General features: G+C 66.8%; 20 protein-coding genes, 4 tRNA genes and 1 pseudogene. 7 read left to right on the forward strand and 18 right to left on the reverse strand.

Annotation, left to right across the window (positions count from 1 at the left end):
- Positions 1–3 precede the first annotated feature (3 nt).
- From H5U26_RS10385 to ndk, 4 genes are read right to left on the reverse strand one after another with little or no spacing between them, the layout of a single operon-like run.
- Positions 4–963 carry a RodZ domain-containing protein gene (locus H5U26_RS10385; protein ID WP_290619411.1) on the reverse strand — a complete coding sequence of 320 codons (960 nt, stop codon included), beginning with the start codon at positions 961–963 and terminating at the stop codon, positions 4–6.
- 2 nt (positions 964–965) lie between these two features.
- The gene (gene pilW, locus H5U26_RS10390; protein ID WP_290619359.1) at positions 966–1,778 is read right to left on the reverse strand and encodes a type IV pilus biogenesis/stability protein PilW; all 813 of its coding nucleotides are present in this window, start codon (positions 1,776–1,778) and stop codon (positions 966–968) included.
- Between the two features lie 5 nt (positions 1,779–1,783).
- Positions 1,784–2,878, reverse strand: a complete 1,095-nt coding sequence (rlmN, locus tag H5U26_RS10395) for a 23S rRNA (adenine(2503)-C(2))-methyltransferase RlmN (RefSeq protein ID WP_290619361.1) — start codon at positions 2,876–2,878, stop codon at positions 1,784–1,786.
- Positions 2,879–2,890: 12 nt separating this feature from the next.
- Entirely contained in the window at positions 2,891–3,322 is a 432-nt protein-coding gene (gene ndk / locus H5U26_RS10400) for a nucleoside-diphosphate kinase (protein WP_290619363.1), read from the reverse strand.
- Between the two features lie 147 nt (positions 3,323–3,469).
- Between ndk and H5U26_RS10405 the strand changes: the two genes are divergently transcribed.
- The 6 genes from H5U26_RS10405 (at position 3,470) to arsH (ending at position 5,346) form a co-directional block, all read left to right on the forward strand.
- Positions 3,470–3,546: transfer RNA gene (locus H5U26_RS10405), tRNA-Pro, on the forward strand.
- Between the two features lie 39 nt (positions 3,547–3,585).
- Positions 3,586–3,663, forward strand: a tRNA-Arg gene (locus H5U26_RS10410).
- Between the two features lie 18 nt (positions 3,664–3,681).
- Positions 3,682–3,757, forward strand: a tRNA-His gene (locus H5U26_RS10415).
- 36 nt (positions 3,758–3,793) lie between these two features.
- Positions 3,794–3,869 (forward strand) — tRNA-Lys (locus H5U26_RS10420).
- 339 nt (positions 3,870–4,208) lie between these two features.
- Positions 4,209–4,631 (forward strand): arsenate reductase (glutaredoxin), encoded by a 423-nt coding sequence (gene arsC / locus H5U26_RS10425; protein WP_290619413.1) that lies wholly within the window; start codon positions 4,209–4,211, stop codon positions 4,629–4,631.
- On the forward strand, positions 4,624–5,346 hold the full coding sequence (gene arsH, locus H5U26_RS10430; RefSeq protein ID WP_290619415.1) for an arsenical resistance protein ArsH: 723 nt from the start codon (positions 4,624–4,626) through the stop codon (positions 5,344–5,346). The genes arsC and arsH overlap by 8 nt, the downstream gene beginning before the upstream one ends.
- A gap of 435 nt (positions 5,347–5,781) precedes the next feature.
- Here arsH and H5U26_RS10435 read toward each other — a convergent pair whose 3' ends face one another.
- From H5U26_RS10435 to H5U26_RS10450, 4 genes are all read right to left on the reverse strand, one after another.
- Positions 5,782–7,647: a DEAD/DEAH box helicase gene (locus H5U26_RS10435; protein WP_290619365.1), complete on the reverse strand. Its 1,866-nt coding sequence runs from the start codon at positions 7,645–7,647 to the stop codon at positions 5,782–5,784.
- A gap of 280 nt (positions 7,648–7,927) precedes the next feature.
- The gene (locus H5U26_RS10440; RefSeq protein ID WP_290619367.1) at positions 7,928–9,511 is read right to left on the reverse strand and encodes a peptide chain release factor 3; all 1,584 of its coding nucleotides are present in this window, start codon (positions 9,509–9,511) and stop codon (positions 7,928–7,930) included.
- A gap of 75 nt (positions 9,512–9,586) precedes the next feature.
- Positions 9,587–10,078, reverse strand: coding sequence for a ribosomal protein S18-alanine N-acetyltransferase (gene rimI, locus H5U26_RS10445; protein WP_290619369.1), 492 nt, complete (start codon positions 10,076–10,078; stop codon positions 9,587–9,589).
- Positions 10,078–10,884, reverse strand: a complete 807-nt coding sequence (locus H5U26_RS10450; RefSeq protein WP_290619371.1) for a uracil-DNA glycosylase — start codon at positions 10,882–10,884, stop codon at positions 10,078–10,080. Before H5U26_RS10450 ends, rimI begins: the two co-directional genes overlap by 1 nt.
- 46 nt (positions 10,885–10,930) lie before the next feature.
- On the opposite strand from H5U26_RS10450, the gene mfd reads away from it, so the two are divergent.
- A complete protein-coding gene (mfd, locus tag H5U26_RS10455) occupies positions 10,931–14,413 on the forward strand; it encodes a transcription-repair coupling factor (RefSeq protein ID WP_290619373.1) in 3,483 nt (1,160 codons plus the stop codon).
- Positions 14,414–14,913: 500 nt separating this feature from the next.
- Here the strand turns inward: mfd and H5U26_RS10460 are convergent, their stop codons facing one another.
- The 10 genes and pseudogenes from H5U26_RS10460 to H5U26_RS10505 form a co-directional block, all read right to left on the reverse strand.
- The gene (locus tag H5U26_RS10460; protein WP_290619375.1) at positions 14,914–16,248 is read right to left on the reverse strand and encodes a TolC family outer membrane protein; all 1,335 of its coding nucleotides are present in this window, start codon (positions 16,246–16,248) and stop codon (positions 14,914–14,916) included.
- 205 nt (positions 16,249–16,453) lie between these two features.
- Positions 16,454–16,792 carry a type II toxin-antitoxin system RelE/ParE family toxin gene (locus H5U26_RS10465; protein ID WP_290619377.1) on the reverse strand — a complete coding sequence of 113 codons (339 nt, stop codon included), beginning with the start codon at positions 16,790–16,792 and terminating at the stop codon, positions 16,454–16,456.
- Positions 16,793–16,818: 26 nt separating this feature from the next.
- Positions 16,819–17,019, reverse strand: a pseudogene (locus tag H5U26_RS10470) (CopG family transcriptional regulator); the annotation flags it as partial.
- 266 nt (positions 17,020–17,285) lie between these two features.
- A complete protein-coding gene (locus H5U26_RS10475; protein WP_290619381.1) occupies positions 17,286–17,729 on the reverse strand; it encodes a type IV pilin protein in 444 nt (147 codons plus the stop codon).
- Positions 17,730–17,736: 7 nt separating this feature from the next.
- On the reverse strand, positions 17,737–18,036 hold the full coding sequence (locus H5U26_RS10480; protein ID WP_290619383.1) for a hypothetical protein: 300 nt from the start codon (positions 18,034–18,036) through the stop codon (positions 17,737–17,739).
- Positions 18,037–18,056: 20 nt separating this feature from the next.
- Complete coding sequence (locus H5U26_RS10485) at positions 18,057–21,404, reverse strand: PilC/PilY family type IV pilus protein (protein ID WP_290619385.1); 3,348 nt, start codon at positions 21,402–21,404, stop codon at positions 18,057–18,059.
- 29 nt (positions 21,405–21,433) lie between these two features.
- Positions 21,434–22,003 carry a PilX N-terminal domain-containing pilus assembly protein gene (locus tag H5U26_RS10490; protein ID WP_290619388.1) on the reverse strand — a complete coding sequence of 190 codons (570 nt, stop codon included), beginning with the start codon at positions 22,001–22,003 and terminating at the stop codon, positions 21,434–21,436.
- Positions 22,000–23,139, reverse strand: a complete 1,140-nt coding sequence (locus H5U26_RS10495) for a PilW family protein (protein ID WP_290619390.1) — start codon at positions 23,137–23,139, stop codon at positions 22,000–22,002. Before H5U26_RS10495 ends, H5U26_RS10490 begins: the two co-directional genes overlap by 4 nt.
- Entirely contained in the window at positions 23,139–23,594 is a 456-nt protein-coding gene (pilV, locus tag H5U26_RS10500; protein ID WP_290619392.1) for a type IV pilus modification protein PilV, read from the reverse strand. Before pilV ends, H5U26_RS10495 begins: the two co-directional genes overlap by 1 nt.
- Complete coding sequence (locus H5U26_RS10505) at positions 23,581–24,153, reverse strand: GspH/FimT family pseudopilin (RefSeq protein ID WP_290619395.1); 573 nt, start codon at positions 24,151–24,153, stop codon at positions 23,581–23,583. Before H5U26_RS10505 ends, pilV begins: the two co-directional genes overlap by 14 nt.
- Between the last annotated feature and the right edge of the window lie 58 nt (positions 24,154–24,211).

The raw sequence follows: 24,211 nt of genomic DNA on the forward strand, positions 1-24,211 counted from the left end.
GTATCAGGGAGTCGTGGCGGGCGGCACAGCGCCGGACGGCGATGTGCCGGGGAATTCGGAAGCCGCCTGCGGCGGCCGGGTGCCCAGCGTCATGCGCACCACATGCTGGTCGGCCGGCAACGTGACCGGCTCGCCATTGTAGAAAACGTCGACCGCCGGCGCGTTGCCGAGCAACACCCGCAGCGGCGGCTGTCCGCGCACGGTGCGTTCCGGACCCGGGCTGACCAGTTCGTAAACGAGGCGCCGGCCGGCGTGGTCAGTGACTTCCACCCAGCTGACGGCCCGGCTGCGCAGGCGCAGTTCAGCCTCGCCCTGGCCGGCAGCATCAGAAGCGTGCGCGGCGAGCTGCTGGCCGGCTCCCGGCGACGGCGACGGTGCCGCTTCGGCCGCCGCAGCCGGCGTCGCCTCAGTGGCGACGACCTGATCTGCACTCGCGCTCGGAGAGTCGGCAATCGCCTCCACCGGCGGCGGGCTTTCCGGCACGGCATCGAGCCGCGGCGGCTCGGCCGGCACAACACTCGAATCGGCATGCACGGGCGCGGGCTCACCATCCGCTACCGGCGGCTCGCGTCCGGCACCGGCCCAGATGGCTGCCAACACCGCGGACGCCAGCACGACCAGCAGCCCACCCACGCGCACCAGCCGGGGGCGCCCGGGGTGCAGTTCGGGAGCACGGCGCAGGGGCGTGGTATGCCCATCGGCTGACGCCGGCCGGAAACCGCGCAACAGGGCCTGCTCGTCCAGTCCCAGCAGGATCGCGTAGTTGCGCAGCTGCCCGCGGGCGTAGGTGGCTGCCCCAAACGGCGCGTAGTCGCCGGCTTCCAGAGCCTCGATCAGTGGCGCACGCAGGCGCAGCCGGTTGGCGGCTTCCGCCGTCGACCAACCGCGCCCGAGGCGGGCCTGGCGCAGCTGCTCGCCGATCGAAGCGGCAGCCGCCGGCGCCGCGTCATGCTCCACGTCCACGGTCAATGCAGCTCTTGCGCTTCGCGCGAATCGGGGAAACGGTTCTTGAGCAACATGCGGTAGCTGGCAGCCCGGTCCAGGTCGCCGAGAGCCGTTTCCACCTGGATCCCCAGCGCCAACCCGGCCGGCGTCTGACCGGCGCTGCGGACATAGCGGGCCAGATGCTCACGGGCGGTGCGGGCGTCGCCTTTCTTGAACTGAAGGTCGGCCAGCATCAGGCTGGCCGTTGCAAAGCCCGGGTCCAGCTGCACGGCGGTCGCCAGGTCGATCTGGGCACGTTCGCCGTCGCCGTGGCGTAGCGCGCACTCGGCGGCGTTGGTATAGGCCAGGGCCGGGGTCTGGTAAAGCGGGTTCGCAATGGCGCAGCGAAACTGCGCGTCCGCTTCGCGCGCCTTGCCCTGACCGCACAGGTATACCCCGTAGTTGTTGCGGATTTCGGGGTCGCTGGGCGACAAGGCCAGCGCGCGCTGGTAATGCTCCTCGGCCACCTGCGGTTTGCCCAGCCGCAGCTGCAGCAAGGCCATGGCGGCATGCGCGCTGGCGTTGCGCGGGTTCAGCTGCAGGCTCTGCTCCAGCTCCCGCAGCGCCACATCGAGCGCCCCCTCCTGCAGGTAACCTGCGCCCAGCGCCATGCGCAGCTCGGACAGGCGCTCGTTCTTGCTCAGCTTGCGCTCCGGATCGCTGGCAACACGGCTGCAGGTGTCCATGTCGATCGCCAGTTCACCGCCGGACGCGTCCCGCAGCGCCGGATCGCGCGTGCTGGCGCAACCGGCCAGGACCAGGGCGGCGATCGAGACTGCGACCTGCCTGGGCATCGGACTCAGACCACCACAGGCACGTGCGTGCTGCGCCGCTGGCGCGGCAGCACCTTGCCCGCAAGCTGACCACAGGCGCCGTCGATGCCGTCGCCGCGGGTCTTACGGACCGTGGCGACCAGGCCGTGACGCAGCACCTCGTCGCGGAATTTCGCGACCGCCTCCGGGGGCGAGGTCTCGTAGGGCAGGCCGGCGACCGGGTTGTACGGAATCAGGTTGACCTTGGCCGGCACGCGCGCGAGCAGCTTGGCCAATGCCTTGGCCTGCGCCGGGTGGTCGTTGACGCCGGCCAGCAGCGTGTACTCGAAGGTGACGCGGCGGCGATCGTCCCCGGCCACGTAACGGCGGCAGGCGTCCAGCAGTTCGGCGATCGGGTAGCGCCGGTTCAGCGGCACCAGTTCGTCACGCAGCGCGTCGTCCGGCGCATGCAGCGACACGGCCAGCGCCACCGGGCATTCCTCGCGCAGGCGGTCGATCATCGGCACCACGCCGGCGGTGCTGACCGTAACGCGCCGCTTGGACAGACCGTAGGCCAGGTCGTCCAGCAGCACGCGGATGGCGGCCACCACGTTGTCGAAGTTCAGCAGCGGCTCGCCCATGCCCATGAACACGACGTTGGTGATGGGCTTCTCACGCACCGGGTGCGGCGGCAGCAGCCGGCTGGCGGTCCACATCTGGCCCAGGATCTCGCCCGTGCTCAGGTTGCGGTTGAAGCCCTGCTGGGCGGTCTGGCAGAAGCTGCAGTTGAGCTGGCAGCCGACCTGCGAGGACACGCACAGCGTGCCGCGGCGCGTCTCGGGGATGTACACCGTCTCGATGGCACTGCCGCCGGGCAGGCGCAGCAGCCATTTGCGGGTGCCGTCCGCCGCCTGCTGGTCGGCAGTGACTTCAGGCACCCGAATTTCGGTTTCCTGCGCCAGCCGTTCGCGCAGCGCCTTGCTCAAATTGGTCATGGCCGCGAAATCGTCGCAGCCACGCGCATGCAGCCACTGCAGCAGCTGATCGGCCCGAAACGGCTTCTCGCCCAGCTGCGTCAGCAAACCGGCCAGACCCGGGCGATCCAGGTCCAGCAGGTTGGGTTTGGTGCAGGTCGCGTCCAAGACGTCCGGGGCTTAGCGCGTGCGCGGGCAGATTTGCCCGGGCTCGAAGAAATAGGCGATCTCGGTCGCGGCATTCTCGACGCTGTCGGAACCGTGAACGGCGTTTTCTTCGATGTTGCTGGCAAAGTCGGCGCGAATGGTGCCCGGCGCGGCCTTGGCCGGATCGGTGGCACCCATCAGCTCGCGGTGTCTGGCAACCGCGTTGTCGCCCTCCAGCACCTGGATCATTACCGGGCCGGTGGTCATGAAGGCGACCAGGTCCTTGAAGAACGGCCGCTCGCGATGCACGGCGTAGAAGCCCTCGGCACGCTCGCGGCTCAGATGCTCCATGCGGGCGGCGATGATCTTCAGGCCGGCCTGCTCGAAACGGGAATAGATGGCGCCAATGACGTTCTTGGCGACGGCATCGGGCTTGATGATGGACAGGGTGCGTTCAGTGGCCATGGTGTGATTCAGGATGGGGTAGACGGGAGATTTCAAGGGCGGCGAATTCTAACAGCTTGTCGGTGCCCCGCCCGGACGCGTTGACCCTCCGCCGAGCCGCGCTGTATAGTTCGCGCCCCGCGCAACGGTGCGGGCCAGGCGAAATCTCGGGGTATGGCGCAGTCTGGTAGCGCGCCAGCTTTGGGTGCTGGATGTCGGGAGTTCGAATCTCTCTACCCCGACCAGTTCGTCGCGGCAGGATTGGGGCAGGTTTCGGGTTCGCTGCGCCCGTAGCTCAGCCAGGACAGAGCAACGGCCTTCTAAGCCGTCGGTCGCAGGTTCGAATCCTGCCGGGCGCGCCATGTCGCCACAGGTTTATGGTGAGCGTAGCTCAGTCGGTAGAGCCCCGGATTGTGATTCCGGTGGTCGTGGGTTCGATCCCCATCGCTCACCCCAGTTTGATGCCAGTTTGATGTTTGATGTTTGAGTTTCGGGCCGCTAGCTCAGTTGGTAGAGCAGCTGACTCTTAATCAGCGGGTCGTAGGTTCGAGCCCTACGCGGCCCACCATTAAGAACAAGGGGTTAGGCTCACGCCTGACCCCTTTTTTGTTGGGTTTTTCGTGCTGCGGTGGCCTCCGCGGTGAACCTGCCCAGCTTCTTCATGGGCCGGCTGATCCAGGCCGACTATCCGCGCACCACCGCCATCGCCTTCACTGCCGCGGGCAACAACTTCGAGCAGGCCATCGCCGTGGCCGTCGCCTCGTTCGGCCTGGCCTCGCCGGTCGCCTTCACCACGGTGATCGGGCCGTGCCGGTGCTCATCCTGCTGGTGCAGCTTGCCTTGCGGCTGGGCCGCCGGTGGCGGCTCAGCGGCGCGCCTTCCCCTGCCACCCCATCGAGGCCGTGACATGAGCCAGATCACCATCTACCACAACCCCGCCTGTGGCACCTCGCGCAACGTGCTGGCCCTGATCCGCAACAGCGGCGAGGAGCCCACGATCATCGAGTATCTGAAGACGCCACCCGACCGTGAAACGCTGCACCGCCTGATCGCCGCGATGGGCATACCGGTGCGCGCGCTGCTGCGCGCGAAAGGCACGCCCTACGCCGAACTCGGCCTCGATGATCCGAAATGGAGCGACGAGCAATTGATCGACTTCATGCTTGAACACCCCATCCTCATCAACCGGCCCATCGTCGTCACGCCGCTGGGCACACGGCTGTGCCGACCTTCGGAAACCGTGCTGGACATTCTTCCCCAGCCCCAGCGTGGCGCATTCAACAAGGAAGACGGCGAAGCCGTCGTCGATGCGGGAGGCCGCCGTGTCTGAGTCCAGCATCGACCTGCCCAATATCGACAGCGCGCTGTTCCAGCAACCCGATGCCCAGCGGCTGCTGGCACCCCGGCGCGCCACGCACGCGCCGCGCTTCCTGCTGCTCTACGGCTCGCTGCGCGAACGCTCATACAGCCGCCTGGCTGCCGAAGAAGCGGCGCGCATCCTGCGGGCGCTCGGCGGCGAGACGCGTATGTTCAACCCCTCGGGCCTGCCGCTGGTGGACGATGCCCCCGCCGATCACCCGAAGGTCAGGGAACTGCACGAGCTGGTGCAATGGGCCGAAGGCTTGGTGTGGAGTTCGCCCGAGCGCCACGGCGCGATGACCGGCCTGATGAAGACGCAGATCGACTGGATTCCGCTATCCATCGGCGTAGTGCGCCCCACCCAAGGCAAGACGCTGGCGGTCATGCAGGTCTCGGGTGGCTCACAGTCCTTCAACGCGGTCAACCAGATGCGCCTGTTGGGCCGCTGGATGCGGATGCTGACGATCCCTAACCAGTCCTCGGTTGCCAAGGCATACCAAGAGTTCGACGAGGCCGGGCGCATGAAGCCCTCGCCCTACTACGACCGCATCGTGGATGTGATGGAAGAACTGATGAAGTTCACGCTGCTCACCCGCGACGTGGCGCCGTATTTGGTGGATCGCTACAGCGAGCGCAAGGAAAGTGCCGAGGCTTTGGCGCAACGGATGCGGCAAGACGCCCTTTGACCAAGCGCTGGGGAACCACTGATCAATCCCTCGCCGCCGAAGGCATGACCGAAGGAAAGGCACGATGCCCCAACGCATCGATCGCGCAGGCGATTGAAATGGCGTGAGTCTCTAGCGGGCGCCCCGCGAAAGACGTTCTCGAAAAGCCTCCCGGAAAACGCCGCCCGGCGCCCTGCCCGGCCGGCAGCTCGGTGCGCCAGTCCAAGGCAAGGGGAGCGATTCCAGCGAAGGGTCCTGTGAGCGCCGGTGGGATCATCAGGACATGACCGTGACGCTCAAGACTCCGGGGCTCCTGAATCTGGTCTCAGGCGCCTGTGCGGATTGGAAAGGACCGGCGCCGCCAAAATCGATGGCTGCAAGCTGCCGATCCTGTCAGCCATCGGACAACTGTAGAGCCCGGCTATGCCAGGCGATCAGCGCGCGCCGTATGCGCCGCTATCGAGCCGGCCCATCCCCCGGCTTGCGCTTGGGGTAGCCGGTCTTGGCCTTCGGCTTGAAGGCCTTGTCGCCGGCCGGCCGCGGCTTGAACGGTCGCGGGGCGCCTTCCGCTGCCGGGCCGCGCGACGGGCGCGGACTCTTGTAGGGATTGGCAATCGGCGCGCCGTCGGCGACGCGGCTGATGGCCAGCGGCTGGCCGGCCACGCGGGTGCGCTTCAGGATCGCCATCAGGTCTTTCGGCAAGCCTTGCGGCAGGTCGACCGTGCTGTGGTGGTCGTAGATTTCGATGCGGCCGATGAACTTGCTGTCGAGGCCGATCTCGTTGGCGATGGCGCCGACCAGGTTCGACGGCTTCATACCGTGGCTGCTGCCGACCTCCACCCGGTACGACTCCAGGTGCTCGTCGGGGGCGGGGGCACCACGCGGCGGGCGGCGCTCGCCGGGGGCGCTGTCACGGAAGCGCTCACGCGTCGGGGCCGGGCCATCCTGCCGCGGTTTGAATGCCTTCGGTTGCGGCCGTTCGGGCGCCAGCAGCAGGGGCTCGCTGCCCTGTACCACCACCGCCAGGGCGGCTGCGATGTCGATCGGCTCGAGGGATTTTTCCTGCGCGTAGTCGCCCAGCAGGCGCCTGAACAGGGCCACGGTGTCGGCGTTCTCGGCCTTCGCCAGGGCCTCGTCGATGCGGCCCATGAAGCGCCCGATGCGGCGCTGGTTGACGGCCTCCACGCCCGGCAGGGGCATTTCCTCGATGCGCTGACGGGTGGCGCGCTCGATGGCCTGCAGCATGCGCGCCTCGCGTGGGGCCACGAACAGGATCGCCTCGCCGCTGCGCCCGGCCCGGCCGGTGCGGCCGATGCGGTGCACGTAGGCTTCGGTGTCGTAGGGGATGTCGTAGTTGATGACGTGGCTGATGCGCTCCACGTCCAGGCCGCGGGCGGCCACGTCGGTCGCCACCACCAGGTCGAGCTGGCCGGACTTCAGACGATTGACGGTGTGTTCGCGCTGCGCCTGGGCGATGTCGCCGGACAGCGGCGCGGCGGCGAAACCTTGCGCGTTCAGATAATCGGCAAGTTCCTGGGTTTCGATCTTGGTGCACACGAAGATCAGCACGCCCTCGTGCGGCGTGGTCTCGAGGATGCGCGTCAGGGCCTCGCGCTTGGGCACGCCGCCACCGACGCTCCAGTAGCGCTGATTGATGGTCTCGGCGGTGGTGGTGCGGACCTTGATCGACACTTCCTGCGGATCGCGCAGGTGTTTCTGGGCGATGCGCTTGATGGGCGCCGGCAGCGTGGCCGAGAACAGCGCCAGCTGGCGCGTGGCCGGTGTCTCGGACAGGATGAACTCGACGTCGTCGATGAAGCCCATGCGCAGCATTTCGTCGGCTTCGTCCAGCACCAGCGCCGACAGGCCCGACAGATCCAGCGAGCCGCGGGTCATGTGGTCCATCACCCGCCCCGGCGTGCCGACTACCACGTGCGCGCCACGGCGCAGGCCCTGCAGCTGCTCGCGGTAGCCCTGGCCGCCGTAGATGGCCATTACCCGCACGCCCGGCAGGTGTGCGCCATAGCGGCCGAAGGCCTCGGCCACCTGCAGCGCCAGCTCGCGCGTGGGCGCCAGCACCAGCACCTGCGTGGTGTTCTTGGCGGGGTCGATCCTGGCCAGCAAGGGCAGGGCGAAGGCCGCCGTCTTGCCGGTGCCGGTCTGCGCCTGGCCGAGCACGTCGCGGCCGGCCAGCAGGTGCGGAATGATGCGGGCCTGGATCGGCGACGGGGTTTCGTAACCCAGCTCGGTCACTGCCTGCAGCAGGGCCGGCGGCAGGTCCAGGTCGGCAAAGGTCGGCTCGGCGGCCGGTTCGGTGCTCATGATTTTCGATACCAGTGGAAAAAAAACGGATCGCCACGGCGCGGGGCAGTATGCAGCCGGCGGCGCAAAATACATTCGGTCAGTGGAACCGCCACCCCGTGGGAGCGGCGCCCCCGCCGCGAATCTTCAGTTCAACTATTCGGCCCGAGGGCGGGCCTCCCACGGGGTGGCGAATCCTCGGTTCAACCGTTCGGCCCGAGGGCGGGCCTCCCACGGGGTGGCGAATCCTCGGTTCACCCATTCGGCCCGGGGGCGGGCCTCCCACACGACACAAAGCCAATCAATGCTCGCGCGTGGCCAGGAAACGCAGCTCCGGCCAGCGCTCTTCGGTGAGGTTCAGGTTCACCCGGGTCGGCGCCAGGTACACCAGCTCGCCGTTGCCGTCGAGGGCCAGGTTGGCCTCCGCGCGGCGCTGGAATTCGTCGAGCTTCTTGGCGTCGTCGCCGTGTACCCAGCGGCAGGTGACGACGTTGACCGGCTCGAAGGTCGCCTCGACGCCGTACTCATGCTTCAGGCGATAGGCCGCCACTTCGAACTGCAGCACGCCGACCGCGCCCAGGATCAGATCGTTGTTGATCAGCGGCCGGAACAGCTGCGTGGCGCCCTCCTCCGACAATTGTTCCAGGCCCTTGAGCAGCGCCTTGCTGCGCAGCGGGTCGCGCAGCTGGGCGCGGCGGAACAGCTCCGGCGCGAAGTCCGGAATGCCCGTGTAGCGCAGGCTCTCGCCCTGCGTGAAGGTGTCGCCGATGCGCACCGTGCCGTGGTTGTGGATGCCCAGAATGTCACCGGCCACGGCCCGCTCGGCGCCTTCGCGCTCGCCGGCCATGAAAGTGATGGCGTTGGCCAGCTGCTGCTCGCGGCCGATGCGCACATGCTTGATGCGGATGCCGCGCTCGTAGGCGCCCGAGCAGACGCGAAAGAACGCCACCCGGTCGCGGTGCGCCGGGTCCATGTTCGCCTGGATCTTGAACACGAAACCGGTGAAAGCCGGCTCGTCGGGCTGCACTACGCGCTCCACCGCTGCCCGTGCGCCCGGCGAGGGCGCGTAGCGCACCACCGCGTCCAGCAGTTCCTGCACGCCGAAGTTGTGGATGGCGGAACCGAAGAACACCGGCGTCTGGCGGCCGGCGCGGTAGGCCTCGAGGTCAAAACTGGCGCTGGCGCCCTGCACCAGCTCGATCTCGTCGCGCAGCGCGGCAAGGTCCTGGGCGTCCAGGTGCTCCAGCAGCCGCGGGTCGTCCAGACCGTCCAGCAGCTCGCCGGCCACCGCGCGCTCGCCGTGGCGGGCACCGAACAACCGCACCTGACCCGTGATCAGGTCGACGATGCCTTTCAGGCGCTGGCCCATGCCGATCGGCCAGCTCACCGGCGCGCAGGCGATGCCCAGCACCGACTCGATCTCGTCGAGCAGCTCGACCGGCTCGCGGCCCTCGCGATCCAGCTTGTTCACGAAGGTGATGATCGGCGTGTCGCGCAGGCGGCACACCTCCATCAGCTTGATGGTGCGTTCCTCCACGCCACGGGCGGCGTCGATCACCATCAGGCAGGAGTCGACCGCCGTCAGCGTGCGGTAGGTGTCTTCCGAGAAATCGGCGTGGCCGGGCGTGTCCAGCAGGTTCATCACGCAGTCCCGGTACGGGAACTGCATCACCGACGAGGTCACGGAGATGCCGCGCTCCTTTTCGAGCGCCATCCAGTCCGAGGTGGCGTGGCGGGCGGCCTTGCGCGCCTTGACGGTGCCGGCCATCTGGATGGCGCCGCCGTACAGCAGCAGCTTTTCAGTCAGCGTGGTCTTGCCGGCATCCGGGTGCGAGATGATGGCGAAGGTGCGCCGCCGGGCGACTTCGGGGGTCAGTTCGGTCATGCAGGAATCAGCGCCGGCGGAAAGATCGCCGGCAAATCGGGCTCAGGGTTGCACTAGATGGGGACGAAGCAGCGCTCAGGCAATGTCCCGGGCGAGCTGGATGGCGTCTTCGCGCGGCTCGCCGGGCGCTGCCGGGTAGTAGGATTTTCGCACGCCGATGCGCCGGAACCCTAACGACTTGTAAAGCGCCCGCGCCGGCGTGTTCGACGGGCGCACTTCCAGGTACACCGTGTGCGCCTTGTAGCGGTCGGCCAGATCCAGGAAATGTTCCACCAGCAGGCGGCCGAGGCCCCGCCCCTGCCGCCCCGGCGCCACGCACACATTCAGCAGGTGCGCCTCGCCGGCGGCGATCGACAAGATGCCGTAGCCCGCCAGCTCGGCGTCGACTTCCAGCACCTGACACAGGTAGCCGACGCGCAGGCAGTCGCGAAAGATGCCCTCCGACCACGCCTGAACCGCCGGGTAGGCCTGTTTCTCGATGGCCGCCACGGCCGGCACGTCGACGGCCGCCATGGCCCGCACCGCGATGACGCCGCCGGCGTCCGGGTCGGGCAGCCGCGCGGCCATCAGGCGGGCTGCCCGCTGCGCTGGCGATAAACGTCCTGCGCCAGGCACAGGTCGTCCCAGGACTTGCGCTTCTCCAGCGGCGAGCGCAGCAGATAGGCCGGGTGGTACGTCACCACGACGGGCAGGTCCGTGCCCCGCCACTGCCACACCTTGCCGCGCAGCCGGTTCATCGGCTCCTCGGTGCCCAGCAGGTTGTGGGCCGCCACCTTGCCGACGGCCAGGATGAGCTTCGGATGGATCAACGCGATCTGCCGCTCCAGGTAGCCCGCACAGGCGCCCGCCTCGTCCGGCGCCGGGTCGCGATTGTCCGGCGGTCGGCATTTGACGATGTTGGTGATGTAGACGCCGCGCTGGCGGCTCAGGCCCACCGCCCGCAGCATGGCGTCGAGCAGCTTGCCGGCACGCCCGACGAAGGGTTCGCCGGTCGCGTCCTCATCGGCGCCCGGCGCCTCGCCGACGATCAACCAGTCCGCGCGAGGATCACCCACGCCCGGCACGGTGTTGGTGCGCGTGCGGCTCAGGCCGCAGGCGGTGCAGGCAGCGATCTGCGCGATCAGCCGCGGCCAGGCAAGCGCGGGGTCTGCGGGTGGAAGAGTCGAAACCGCTGGATGGGACGCGACTGGCGTCGCCGCCAGGGCCTGCGTGCTTGCCGCTGGCGCTGTGAACGGCTGCGACGTTTCCGCCAGCACGGCCACGGTCGGCGCCGCGACCGATGCGTCCGGCACAATCCCGTCCGCCACACGCCGCGCGTAGCGCATCACGCCGAGCGCATCCAGATAGCGGGCCTGACGGGGACTGACGGGCATGCAGTAAAACCGGGGTGACAACGGCGCTGCCTATAATACCGGCTGCATGAGTACCGCCCTGCCCATCGGCCCCGCCGTTCCCGCCCCCCTGCTGCGTCCGCCCCTGCCCGCCAGGGCCGGCGAGCGGCGCGACTGGAGCGGCCTTGCCGGCGCCAGTCAGGCGCTGGCGCTGGCCGAAGCGGCGCGCACCGCAAGCGGCCCGCTGCTGGTGGTGGTGGCCGACACGCCGGCGGCCGAGCGCCTGGCGCGCGAAATCCCGTTCTTTGCCGGCGCCGATCTGCCGGTGCTGACGTTCCCGGACTGGGAAACGCTGCCCTACGACGCCTTCTCGCCCTACCAGGATCTGGTTTCCGAGCGCCTGGCGGTGCTGCACCGCCTGCCCGGCCTGCGCGCCGGGGTGGTGATCGTGCCCATCGCCACGCTGATGCAGCGCCTGGCGCCGCAGGCGTATCTGGACGCCTACAGCCTGCGCCTGGCGCGCGGCGACCGGCTGGATCTGACGCAGATGCGCGAACGCCTGATCCGCGCCGGCTACACGGCGGTCAACCAGGTCATGGAGCACGGCGAGTTCGCGGTGCGCGGCGGGCTGCTGGACCTGTTCCCGATGGGCAGCGAGTGGCCGTTCCGGGTCGAGCTGTTCGACGACGAGGTCGAATCCATCCGCCGCTTCGACCCGGACAGCCAGCGCTCGCAGGACAGCCTGCCCGGCGTGGACCTGCTGCCGGGGCGCGAGTTTCCGGTCAACCCGCCGGCCATCGAGCGCTTCTACCAGCGCTACATGCAGGTGTTCGAGGCCAACCCCGCGCGCTCGGCCCTGTACCGGGAGCTGCAGGCCGGTCGCCCGCCGGCCGGCATCGAGTTCTACATGCCGCTGTTTTTCGAGGCGACGGCCACGCTGTTCGACTACCTGCCGGCGGGCGCCACCATCGCCTGGCAGGAAGGCTGCCTGGCAGCCGGCGATGCCTTCTGGGGCACGGTGCGCGAGCGCTTCGAGGCGCGCAGCCTGGTGCGCGATTACCCGCCGCTGCCGCCGGCCGAGCTGTACCTGGAGCCGGGTGCCGTGTTCGCCGCCTTCAAGCGCTTTGCGCAGATCGCGCTGCGCGAGGCGGCGGACGACCACGCCCTGCCGATCGGCAAACCACCGGCCTTGCCGGTGGACAGCCGCGCCGCCCGGCCGCTGGCAGCGCTGCAGGACTTCGTCGCCGGCTTCGAGGGCCGCACGCTGATCGCCGCCGAAAGCCTGGGCCGGCGCGAGACCCTGCGCGAGATGCTGCAACGCCAGCACATCGGCGTGCAGGTGGTGGACGACTGGGCGCAGTTCATCGCCAGCGACGCGCCGCTGGCGATCGCCGTGGCGCCGGTGGACGAAGGCCTGCTGCTGCCACAGGCCGGCGTCGCCATCGTCGCCGAGAGCCAGATCTACGGCGAGCACGTGGTGCAACAGCGCCGCCGCGACAAGCGCGAGACCGACCCCGAGGCGGTCATCCGCAACCTGACCGAGCTGGCGGCCGGCGATCCGGTGGTGCACATCGAGCACGGCGTGGGGCGCTACCTGGGCCTCGAAACGCTGGAGGTCGGCGGCGGCAGCGGCGAGTACCTGGCCATCGAATACGCCGACCGGGCCAAGATTTACGTGCCCGTCGGCAGTCTGGAACTGGTCCACCGCTATACCGGCGCCGACGCCGCCCACGCGCCGCTGCACAAACTCGGCAGCGGCGACTGGCAGCGCGCCCAACGCAAGGCGCGCGAGCAGGTGCGCGACGCGGCGGCCGAGCTGCTGGCCATCTACGCCAAGCGCGCCGCCCGCGGCGGCCACGCCATCCCGCTGCCGGACGACTACGCGCGCTTCGCGGCCAGCTTTCCGTTCGAGGAAACCCCGGATCAGGCGCGCGCCATCAGCGAGGTGCTGGCCGATATCGCCAGTGACAAACCCATGGACCGCGTGGTCTGCGGCGATGTGGGCTTCGGCAAGACCGAGGTCGCCATGCGCGCCGCCTTCGTGGCCGCCCACGCCGGCCAGCAGGTGGCGGTGCTGGTGCCGACCACGCTGCTGGCGCAGCAGCACGCCGAATCATTCAAGAACCGCATGGCCGACTGGCCGCTGCGCGTGGCGGCGCTGACGCGCTTCGAGTCCAAACAGGAACAGCAGCAGATCCTGACCGATCTGGCCGCGGGCAAGCTCGACATCGTCATCGGCACCCACCGGCTGCTGCAAAAGGACGTCAAGTTCCAGCGCCTGGGACTGCTGATCATCGACGAGGAACACCGCTTCGGCGTCAAGCAGAAAGAGGCCTTCAAGGCCCTGCGCGCCGAAGTCGACGTGCTGACCCTGACCGCCACGCCGATTCCGCGCACGCTGAGCCTGGCCATGTCCGGCCTGCGCGACCTGTCGATCATTGCCACCCCGCCGCCGCGGCGCATGGCGGTCAAGACCTTCGTGCGGCCCTTCGATGCCGAGCTGGTGCGCGAGGCCTGCCTGCGCGAGTTCAAGCGCGGCGGGCAGGTGTATTTCCTGCACAACAAGGTCGAGACCATCGAGCGCGTGGCCCACGACCTGGCCCGGCTGCTGCCGGAAGCGACCCTGCGCGTGGGCCACGGCCAGCTGCCGGAGCGCGAGCTCGAACACATCATGGCGGACTTCCACCACCGCCGCTTCAACCTGCTGGTGTGCAGCACCATCATCGAGAGCGGCATCGACGTGCCGACCGCCAACACCATCATCATCGACCGCGCCGACACCCTGGGCCTGGCCCAGCTGCACCAGCTGCGCGGCCGGGTCGGGCGCTCGCACCACCAGGCCTATGCCTACCTGCTGGTGCCCAGCCGCGACTCGCTCAAGGGCGATGCCCTAAAGCGCCTGGAGGCCATCGAGTCCCTGGGCGAACTGGGCATCGGCTTCACGCTGGCCAGCCACGACATGGAAATCCGCGGCGCCGGCGAGTTGCTGGGCGATGAGCAGAGCGGCCACATCCAGGAGATCGGCTTCACGCTGTTCAACGAGCTGCTCGAGCGGGCCGTGCGCGACATCCGCGCCGGACGCGCGCCGGACTTCGATGCCGCCGTGCGGCACGAGCTGGACATCAACCTGGGCGCCGCGGCACTGCTGCCGACCGACTACGTGGCCGACGTGCACCAGCGCCTGGTGCTGTACAAGCGCATCGCCAGTGCGCCGGACCTGCCGGCACTGGAAGAACTGCAGGTGGAACTGGTGGACCGCTTCGGCGCGCTGCCGGCACCGACCGCGCTGCTGTTTGCGCAGGCGCGGCTGCGGCTGTTGGCAAGACAACTGGGCGTGACCGCCATCACTGGCGGCGAGAACGGCTTCAGCATCAGCCTGGTCGAGCAGCCGGCGATCGACGTCGACGCCTTGCTCAAGCTGATCCGCAACGAACCCAAGGTTTATCGCTTCGACGGCCGCAGCAAGCTCACGGTGACCCAGCCGACCGCCACCGCGCCGGCGCGTCTGGAAGCGGTGGAAAAACTGCTGCTGCGCTTGAGTCCGCGGGCCGCCGTTCAGGCCGGGGCATAAGCGGCACCCCTGGTGGGAGCGGCGACCCCGCCGCGAGTCCCCAGCTCAACCATTCGGCCCGAGGGCGGGCCTCCCACAGCTCAAGCACAGCTGGGAAAGCAGCCAACCTGTGTGGAAGCCCTACCCCTGAGGGAGCAGCAACCCCGTGGGAGCGGCGCCCTCGCCGCGAATCCCCAGCTCAACCATTCGGCCCGAGGGCGGGCCTCCCACAGCTGAAGCACAGCTGGGAAAGCAGCCAACCTGTGTGGAAGCACCACCCCTGAGGGAGCAGCAACCCCGTGGGAGCGGCGACCCCGCCGCGAATCCTCAGCTCAACCATTCGGCCCGAGGGCGGGCCTCCCACAGCTGAAGCACAGATGTGGAAGCAGCCAACCAGTGTGGAAGCCCTACCCCTGAGGGAGCAGCAACCCCGTGGGAGCGGCGCCCCCGCCGCGAATCCCCAGCTCAACCATTCGGCCCGAGGCCGGGCCTCCCACAGCCGGGACAGGTAGCCCAGGCGATCAGCTGCCGTCCTTCGGTTCCTCGCCGACGAACTCCGGCGGCGTCACACCCAGGGTGCCCAGCAACTGGCCCTTGCTGCCGAAGATGCGGTAGTGGGCGTACAGCACGCGGTACTTGCCGTCGATGTAATTGGACTCGGCGACGAAGCGCTCGTTTTCCGTATCCAGCAAGTCGAGCAGCGTGCGCTGGCCGATGTTGAACTGCTTCAGGTAGGCGGTCCGCGTCAAATTGGCAGCATCGGCGTGCTGGCGCAGCAGATCCAGCCGAGTCTGGGCGGTCAGGAGGTCGTTCCAGGACAGGCTGGCCTCCTCGATCACCTGGTCCTCGGCACGGTCACGGATGTCCTTCGCCTCGGTGATGCGATGGGCGGTCGAGCGCTTGCGCGCCAGGTCCGCGCCACCGCGATAGATGTTGTAGTTCATCCGCACCATGGCGATCAGGTCTTCGTCCGCACCGCGCACACCGTCGATGTTTTTGTTGTGGCTGGCGCCCAGTTCAAGATCGAAACGAGGGAAATCATTGGACCGTGCCTGCTCGTGCTGGGCCGTGGTGGCGTCGATGTCGGCCACCGCCGACAGCAGCGTCGGATGAGTTTCCCGCGCCTCGCCCACCAGGCCTTGCAGATCGGCCGGCATCTTGTCGGCCGGCGCGGTCGGCAGGGTCAGATCGGTCGGCATTTCCCCGACAACCCGCATGTAGGCAATCTCGGCGTCGCGCAGGTTGCCCTGCTGGGCTTCCAGATTGGCCCGCGCCAAGGCCAGACGACCGGCCGCCTGATCGGTGTCCGCCGTGCGGCCGACGCCACGCTCGCTGCGCATGTGGATCTGGTCGTACACGCGCTGGTGGGCGGCCAGATTGTCCTTGGCCAGTGCCACCTGCTCCCGGCGGCGCAGCACGTCCAGATAGGTCTGCGTGGCACGCAGGCCGACGTCCTCGGCGGCCGCCAGCACGCGGAAAGATGCCGCCTGCAGGGTGGCCTTCTGGCGGGCTACCTCGTTCTTGGTGAAAAAGCCGTCGAACAGCATCTGCGTGATCTTGACGCCGCTTTCTTCCCGATGCAGGCCGAGGTAACCCTGCTTACCGGTGGCCCCCAGGGTCGACGAGTTGTCGCTCTTCTCGCCGCCGACGCCCGCATACACGTCCACCCGCGGCAGGTAGCCCGCCTTGGCCTCGCGCACGTTCTGCTCGATGGCCCGCGCGTCGTCCTGCGTGACCAGCACGTCCGGGTTATGCACGATGGCCTTGTGGATGGACTCGGTCAGGTCGCCGGCCATGACCGGCGAACCGACCAACGAAAGCGCCCCTAGCAACGTCGCCGAACGGACTGTTTTCATGACTGTGTCCCCTGTTGTTGACGGGGCAACAGCCCCACCCTGAGTTCCCAAGCTGGTTAAGTATAGAAACAAGCCTGGAACAAAAGCTAGCGAAATATTGTGTATCAGGACACTCTACCGTGATACGCGCTGGCGTGCCCCCGGATTTTTGCCGTCCCGCGAGCCGGTCTTGGCGCTGCCCGCGCCAGCCGATCAAACAAGCCGATCAAGTGCCAGTGCCTAACCGCCCAGCGGACGCCACCGACGCTTGTCGAGAAACGGCAATGACAGTAACCGTCAAGCCGCTTGCGCACGGCATGTCAGTACCCCACTCCGCGCTGATGGCGCACGGCCACGCCGTTTGTCCGTCGTAGCGATACAGCACTACATAGCCGCTATCGCCGAAGTTGATCATCCATTCGCGATATTCGGGCTCCATGCCATCGGCTGGCCGGCCGATGCCTGGCTGATGCGCGACGACTTTCGCGCCCTCGCGGAGACTCTTTGCTGCGCGCTTGGCCGCGTCGATGTTTTTCTCGGCCACAAATCGGTAAAGGCGCTGCACGTCACGCAGAGCCGGCGCCGACCAAATCAGACATGGCATTCAGGCGGCTCGATATCTTGACCGGCTTCCAGCTTCGCAAGCCAGGCATCGGCCTCCTCCACAGTCACATGCAAACCCGTGATCTGGTACTCGTTCCAGGCGTTAATGCCATCTTGCCGAAAAGCCTCGCGCTTTTCCTCGCGCTCGACGTACTGGCTGATAGCCTCGCGCATCAGCCAGTGCGATGTCAGGATCGATCTTGATTGCGACGGGACGGGCTGTGCGAGGTCATCGCTGCTTCCGGTTTAGGTCACGTATAAACGCAGACCTGGACCGATTGCACACTGCCGCCAGCGGGGGGCGGGCATGAGAGCAGTGAGGTCAGGCCAAGTTCTCCGCGATCCCTGAGGCGCGCGAACGGCTCGCCCCACCACAGTGGGGAAAGAATGCCCAGCCTGAGACCCGTTGCCTTCGCCGGGAACCCATGACAAATCCAGTCCTTGCCGGAACCCCATCACCAGCAGTCTGCCGGGGTTTTCACCCCGGCCTGATCGAGCGTGAGGGTGGCGCACTGCGTATCCCGCGCTTGCGTGCCCTGGGCAACCGCCTTCACGGTGTACTGCGTCGCCGTCGGATCGGGATCCAAAGACAACGTGTAGAACCCGTCCGGCGAAACGGTGCTGCCCCACACGTCCGTGACAGCGGGTGGGTCCGAGGCCAGCGTGGCGCCCACATACGTGTTGTTCACCGTGAAGTAGCGTTCCATGTTCTGCGCCATGCGCATGAGCGCGGTCTTGCCGTCGGAGCGGTTGGCGCGCATCACGAAACCGCGGTAGCTCGGATACGCCACCGCCGCCAGGATGGCGACGATCGCCACCACGATCATCAGCTCTACCAGGGTGAAGCCGGAATTCCGACGTTTGGGTACAGACACCGGCGCGGGGATCGGATCGTTCATGGCTGACTCAGTTCGGCACCATTCGGACTTCCTGCACCAGCGGGACCTCGCCCGGCTTGGTGCCGGGCAGCGCGGTATAGCTCACGGACATTCCCGGCTCCAGCACGGACGCGGACGCCGGCTTGCCGCCATAGTCGAACACGCGAGTGCGCGCCTCGATGCGCAGCTGCGCCGTATCCACCCTGAACACGCCGGTGGCCAGATTGACCTCGCCGATCCGCCCGCCGCCGCGCAGGGCTTCGGCCAGCGCCGAGCCCGCCATCACCAGCGCCAAAGCCGCTGCCGTCCACACCATCGACTTGCGCATCACGCCATGCCTCCTGTTGCTCACTGCAACTGCCGCCAAGACTGGCGCCCGGCGCCAATGTCACCTGGCTCCAAGGTCACCGAAATACCGCCGCTGCTGCCGCTGATGTACTTGAATTCGCGGTTACCCTCCTGGGCAATACCCGGCGTCCCCATGACGCCCACATCGGATTGCAGGCCCGACACCGGAACGCGAGTAGGCTCGCCATCGATCATCACCAGTACCGTCTCCGTGAATTTGCCGTTGTAATTCAGATCGAAGGGCGAAAACGGCAACCGGCCACCCGTCAGCGCGTCGACTTCCATCAGCCAGCTCGTACCGCCGGCGGAACAGGAGTCGCTGTTCGGAATGACGGTGGTAAAGATGATGCGCCCGGTGCGCAGCACGGGTCGGCTCACCTGACGCTCCCCGGCTGTCGGCAGGTTAAGGTACCAGCCGTTCTGCGTAGATGAAGTCGGCCTGGCCGCCGTTGTCACGCGCACACTGGCGTCAGAATCGTCTGAATCAGTTGAATCGGTGGTCTCCTCACCGTCACTGGCACCGTTGAACGTGGTGGTGACGATCACCGACTGCTGAACCAACGTGGAATGACCACTGCCGACCGGTCCGCCAGGGTCCCGCACGCCGTAGAAGGTCTGCACCTGGGGCGTGGGTGACGCCGGCACACTCCGGTCCTGTGCCTCGAAGTACTTACCGGTGCCAAACAGCACCATCAGGTCGCCATCCGAACGCCGCGTCACCACCGGCTTGACGGTTATCGGTTGTGGGTTTCCACTCGGGTCCAGCGCCGTGTATAGCGGCGTGTTGGTCGATCCGGACTTGTAGGCTACGTCCCACGAACCCGCACTGGTCGCCGTCACGTCGAACTTCCACATGTTGCCGAGCATGTCGCCGGCGTAGATGTAGTCCACGATCTTGTCGTTGTTCGCATCCACGATGACCGGCGTGGACAGGCCGTTGTCGACGACCGGCGTTCCCGCACTGCCGACGCCGGTATCGATCTTCTTCAGAATCGCGCCGGTTTCCAGGTCGAAGATGAACAGCACCGCACGCTTGTTGTCGCTGTTGTAGCCATTGCCAACGATGGCGGCCCATTTGTCGTTTGCCATGCGTCCGATGCTGGCCTGGCCGTAGGTGAAGCCCAAGTCGGCGTCGTCGGTAATGTTGATGTTGGTATCGCCGGTGACGGTTTTCTCCCACAACACTTTGGATGGCCCGAAGCTTTCCGGGTCCGTGATGTCGAGCGCGAACACGCCGCGCCCGCCGGCGCCGAGCGTACCGACCAGCACCGTTTTCCAGGCGCCGTTCAGGTAGGCGTCACCACTCTGCGGCGAGCCATTGACATAAAAGCGGTGGCTGTAGGAAGGCTTCGTGAGTTCCTTGAGCTTTGGGAAAAGGGTCAGGGGCATATAGGCAAAGCGCTCAGTGCCACCGCCATCGGCCACGGCCTCGCTGCCGTCAATGGCATGCAACATACCGTCGTTGGCACCCACGTAGACCATGGGCGGCCGCCCGGTATAGGCCGAAGATGCACGGAACGCCACGTAGCTCGTGCCCTCGGACCCCGGCAAGGTGTGGTAGCCGAAATTCGGCTTGCCGACGAACAGGGGGTCGGAGTTGACGATGTCGCCCAACACCGTCGAGCGGTCGCGGAAGGTGCCGCCATATTGTTCCTCGCCGGAGCGCACGCCGAGCAGGTAGTCGAGTACCTGCGGACCGTTGGTCGCGCCGCCTCCACATTTCGAACAGTTATTTCGGCAGCTCGAGCTAAACAAGCATGAGCACGTCGAGCAGGACGGCGGATCGGTCAGCGTATTGAGCGCGCTCTGCTGTCCGCTGCTGAGGTTGGCCCAGGTCGCAGCGATACCGACGCGCGGGCTGGATTTCTGGGTGACGATGGTCCGCGAGGCCGCCGCCGGAACGTGATCCTTGGCGCTCCAGACCTTGGCCAGGACCGCACCGGTATCGACGTCCACCGGAAAAGCCTGCAGGTCACCGCTCCAGTCGGCGCTGTCGAAGCTTGCCTGATAGATCAGCGTGTTGGCATCCAGGCGGGTGGAATTGAGCGACACCGAGGCAGCCGCCGTGGCCTTGTTCTGGATGTCCAGCAATACCTGCTCCAACGCCTCTTTCAGGTCGGCAGCGTTCTTCGCCGTGAAATACTGCCCTCCACTGTATGCGGCAGCATCCTCCATCATCTGGTTGCCAGTGGCGAAGCCAACCGCATAGGTGGTCATGTTCTGCTTGGGGAACTCCGGATCGTTCCAGCTGACGCCGTCGTCATCGTTGCCGGTCGTTTTCATGTCGATGTCATAACCAAACTTGGCGATGTCGTCGAGATAGAGGGAATAACCCTCACTGCCCTGGCCGATGCAGTTGTTCGCGTTATATGGGATGCCCGGGCAGGTGGTCGGCTTGAAGCCATCCGAGTGCGGCGGGAAAATAGGATAGGCTGATGAAGTCGTGTCCGGATTGGGTACTGGCTGCCCGTCCCAATTCGGCAGGGAGTGCGTGGAATCCGCATTGTCCGCAGAGTCGGCATTCGGGTTCGGGAACTTGTTGTCCCAGGTCGGAAATCCATCAGTAAGGACAATGGTAAAGTTCTTCTGGCAGCGATATTGCAAAGGAGATGTGTAGTTGCCGCCGCTGTAGTAAAAAGGGGACATACCGCGGAAGTAGCGGGTGATCTCGTACAGAGATTCAGCCAGTGGCGTGTTGGTTTGGGCGGTGTATCCGTCAATTGTGCTTTTAATAGCGGTCAGATGGCCCGAGGTAGGATCGTCGCAGTTTTCGCTGATTTCAGCGCCTTGGTCGTTGCCGCTGGTATCAAATCTGGCCACCCCGAAGCGCACCCCGGTTACGGTATCAACCAGGTCCTTCGCCACGGTCTTGGCGACCTTCATGCGCGTATCATCGCTGCCGTGCGGAATCGGACTGCTTGTCGTCGTTAGGTCGAACCCGCCGGGGGTACCGTAGGTTTGGAACAGGTAGTTGAGATAATTGCCGTCATAACGGGTGTTACCCGACCCAACCGGATCCGGCAATTTCAGACACCTTGTAACCGCGCCTTTTATGCCCCGCTTGTAGCCACTGCCACATGAGCCTCGGACCAAATCGCCAAGGTAGACGTTGCCGTCGTTGGGGTCCCACTCGCTGCTCCAGTCCGCATAGGTAGTCGCAATATTGAATCCATCCGCCCAGATGATGTTGTTCATACTGCCGGACGTATCCACCAGCAGCATGACATTGGGCGTGGCGGCGCCGGTGGCGAACATCGGCAGTTGGTAGATTTCGAATGCCGGCACGGCGTACGAAATCAGCGCGATTGCTGCGCCCGCCAGAAAACGAGTCAAGCGATGTGCATTCATGTTCTTCTCCCGGCGGTGCCGCGGCATGATCAAAGACGCCGATAAGTGGTTTGCACGACCACCACGGCGGTGTCCGTGCCGCCGGTGGCCCGCGCCGTGACGCGGTAGTAGGACGGCAGCTGATCCTGCGGCAGGCCGGCTTCGAAGCTGTCGCCCACACCCGGCACGTACGGCAGTTCCTCGACGATGTAGCGCGGCTGGGCGCCGACGCCGTCCACGCTGGCGTCGCCATCGGCTCCGCCGTAAGGGCGACCGTTGGTGGTCCAGAAGGTCGCGCTGCTATCGCTGGCGCCGATATAGTCCGACCAGACGGGGAGGTCGCCATCGCCGGGCGCCGTATAAAAGCCGTTTGTGTCGTTGAACGTGGGCAGGTTGGAGTCCGGCACGTCGAGCTGGCGCTCACCTTCGCGCAGCGCCGCTTCGGCGGCCTGGAAGGCCAGGCTGCGGTCGCGCATATTGCCGGCCATGCGCTCTTCCAGACCGGTGACCTGCAGTGCGGAAACGCCCAGCAGGGTCAGAATCACGAGCATGATGAGCGCAATGGCCAGCACCACTCCGCGCTGCCGGCTGGGATGGGCGATGGCCAGACGTGATCTCATGGCGCACCTGCCAACCGGGTGCGGTTGCGTACCGCCGTGGTCCAGGTCAGGGCACGCCGCACGCGCCGTTCATCGACGGGGTCGATGGTGGTCCCCAGCAGCTGGTAGGTGTCTGCATCCAGGTCGGCGCGCGAATCCTGCGGTGTGCGCATGAGTAAAGCCATCTTGACGGATACCACCCGCTCCCAGTTGGTCACGTTGTCGGCCGTAACGTAATTTTCTGCAACGCCATCGTCGCCACTGTCTTCGCCATAGAGCACCTGGAAGTTTTCGACACCTTCCACGAGTTCCTGATTGGAGCCGACGCCGCCGGTGGGGAAGCTCAGCTGGAACAGGGCCGGCTCGTTGCCGGCGCCCAGTCCCACGTAATAGACGGCCACGGAGTAGAGGTAGACCTCGGCGCCGGGCGGATAGGAATGGCTCCACTGGCCGCCGGAGCGGTTGCCGGGGGTGCCACCGGAGCCGCGGCTCAGCGTCGTCGCGCCAGTGCTGACGTTCTGAAACAGATCTCCACCGCCACAATCTGCCACCAGCATGATGGGGTTGTTCGCGGGCAATCCGCTGGGGGCACTGAGCGTGATGGTATCGCCATCCTGGTCCACTACATCCGTGGAAGTCACGTCCTGGCGCGGGCCGGCGCGCTTGACGATCAACACATCCGTGCCCGGCACGACGAGGTTTTGCAGGCGCTCGGGCAGCTGCGTGCCGGCATCGTCCGACCAGTTGCCACGCGACACACCAGCCGGGTCGGTGCCGGTCGAGGTGTAGGTATCCCCAACATCAGTGCCGGTGTACTCGAAGCCGGTCAGCGGGCGGGTCACGTCGTAGAAGGCCGGCTCGTAATTGGCGCCGGCAGGGTCCAGCAGATTATTTACGGCGACCAGATTGGTGAAAGTGGTCCCGACGCAGCCGCTGAAGCCGGCCTGGCGGGCGTCGAAGGCCACCGCCTCGGCCGCGTAACGGCTGTTTTCCTGCATGCGCGAGAGCGCGTCTTCCAGCCGAAAGCTTTCCCGCATACCCACGAATACGCGCAGCGCCCCGGCCATGACCACCAGCGCCACCACAATGGACACCATCAGTTCCACCAGGGTGAAGCCGCTGGCGCGCGATGATGGCGATTGGACGGCGGGGCACATCACAGCTCACCGGTGGCCGCGAACTGCTGCGCGGCCAGCTCACCGCGCGAGTCATCCCACTGCACCGTGACGGTGAACAGCGTGCGGCCAGCGACCACGGTCCTGGCGATGGAGCCATCCCCTGCCGGCAGGACGGCGAGGTTCTGCTTCCATTCCTGCAGGTCCAGGTCGCGCGTGGTGGCACCGGATGGAGCCGCGGCGCCGATGGCGATGTCGTAGTCGCCGTTCACGGCGGCCACCTGGTTGGCACGCATGGCATCCATGATGTCGAGCGCGCGCAGCGTTGCCTCCGAGCGCATCCACGCGCTGTGGTTGCTGCGCAGGCTGCCGAGCTGCATGCCGGCGATGCCGAGCAGGCCGATCGAGAGCACGATGACCGCCACCAGCACCTCCACCAGGCCGGCGCCGCGCTGCAGGCGGCTCGGTCTTGGGCCACGCGCGTCAAACGCAAGCAAGGTCGGCTCCCTGATCATCTTCATCAATGCCATCGCCATCGGTGTCGCGGGACAGGCGCGGACGACCGGTGATGTTGATCAGCACCGCGCGGGCGCTGCGCAATCCGCGGGCGTCACAGTAGGTAAATCGGCCAGCCGTGCTGTTGGTGCCGCCATTGGGCTGGTAAGCCACGAAATTCGTGAACGGATTGTTCGGCGTCAGGCTATAGCCGGGGTTGGCGGGGTCGGCAACGAGGTAAGACCGTAGAACCGTTTCTCCCGGGTGGTCAACGACGGCCGGCGAGTCGCCGTCGAGGTTGACGAACACCAGCCAGCCTGTGGTCCAACTGCCCCCGCAGTTCGCCCCGTCGGCGGTGCGGCACACCGCAACCGGCACGCCGCGCTTGATCGCCTCGCTGCGGGCAAGATTCAGCGCGGCAGAAAACTCGTTGAGCACGGCCGCACGCCGGCTGTCGCGCACGAATTGGGTGTAGGCAGGCACGCCCATCGCGGTGAGGATGCCGAATATCACCACGGTGATCACCAGTTCGGTGATGGTGAAGCCCTGAGCACCGTGCATGTCATGGTTCCCCAGCCCGGGAGGCACCGCTCTCATTTTCCGCTACGCCTCCCTGACC

It is taken from the genome of Immundisolibacter sp. (assembly GCF_014359565.1).
GTDB lineage: Bacteria > Pseudomonadota > Gammaproteobacteria > Immundisolibacterales > Immundisolibacteraceae > Immundisolibacter.

What these genes read in the sequence shown, in the direction of transcription:
- pilW (WP_290619359.1), bottom strand. Translation starts at nt 1,778, where the DNA reads ATGCCCAGGCAGGTCGCAGTCTCGATCGCCGCCCTGGTCCTGGCCGGT.
- ndk (WP_290619363.1), bottom strand. Translation starts at nt 3,322, where the DNA reads ATGGCCACTGAACGCACCCTGTCCATCATCAAGCCCGATGCCGTCGCC.
- arsC (WP_290619413.1), top strand. Translation starts at nt 4,209, where the DNA reads ATGAGCCAGATCACCATCTACCACAACCCCGCCTGTGGCACCTCGCGC.
- H5U26_RS10435 (WP_290619365.1), bottom strand. Translation starts at nt 7,647, where the DNA reads ATGAGCACCGAACCGGCCGCCGAGCCGACCTTTGCCGACCTGGACCTG.
- H5U26_RS10440 (WP_290619367.1), bottom strand. Translation starts at nt 9,511, where the DNA reads ATGACCGAACTGACCCCCGAAGTCGCCCGGCGGCGCACCTTCGCCATC.
- rimI (WP_290619369.1), bottom strand. Translation starts at nt 10,078, where the DNA reads ATGGCCGCGCGGCTGCCCGACCCGGACGCCGGCGGCGTCATCGCGGTG.
- H5U26_RS10450 (WP_290619371.1), bottom strand. Translation starts at nt 10,884, where the DNA reads ATGCCCGTCAGTCCCCGTCAGGCCCGCTATCTGGATGCGCTCGGCGTG.
- mfd (WP_290619373.1), top strand. Translation starts at nt 10,931, where the DNA reads ATGAGTACCGCCCTGCCCATCGGCCCCGCCGTTCCCGCCCCCCTGCTG.
- H5U26_RS10460 (WP_290619375.1), bottom strand. Translation starts at nt 16,248, where the DNA reads ATGAAAACAGTCCGTTCGGCGACGTTGCTAGGGGCGCTTTCGTTGGTC.
- H5U26_RS10475 (WP_290619381.1), bottom strand. Translation starts at nt 17,729, where the DNA reads ATGAACGATCCGATCCCCGCGCCGGTGTCTGTACCCAAACGTCGGAAT.
- H5U26_RS10480 (WP_290619383.1), bottom strand. Translation starts at nt 18,036, where the DNA reads ATGCGCAAGTCGATGGTGTGGACGGCAGCGGCTTTGGCGCTGGTGATG.
- H5U26_RS10485 (WP_290619385.1), bottom strand. Translation starts at nt 21,404, where the DNA reads ATGAATGCACATCGCTTGACTCGTTTTCTGGCGGGCGCAGCAATCGCG.
- H5U26_RS10490 (WP_290619388.1), bottom strand. Translation starts at nt 22,003, where the DNA reads ATGAGATCACGTCTGGCCATCGCCCATCCCAGCCGGCAGCGCGGAGTG.
- H5U26_RS10495 (WP_290619390.1), bottom strand. Translation starts at nt 23,139, where the DNA reads ATGTGCCCCGCCGTCCAATCGCCATCATCGCGCGCCAGCGGCTTCACC.
- H5U26_RS10505 (WP_290619395.1), bottom strand. Translation starts at nt 24,153, where the DNA reads ATGCACGGTGCTCAGGGCTTCACCATCACCGAACTGGTGATCACCGTG.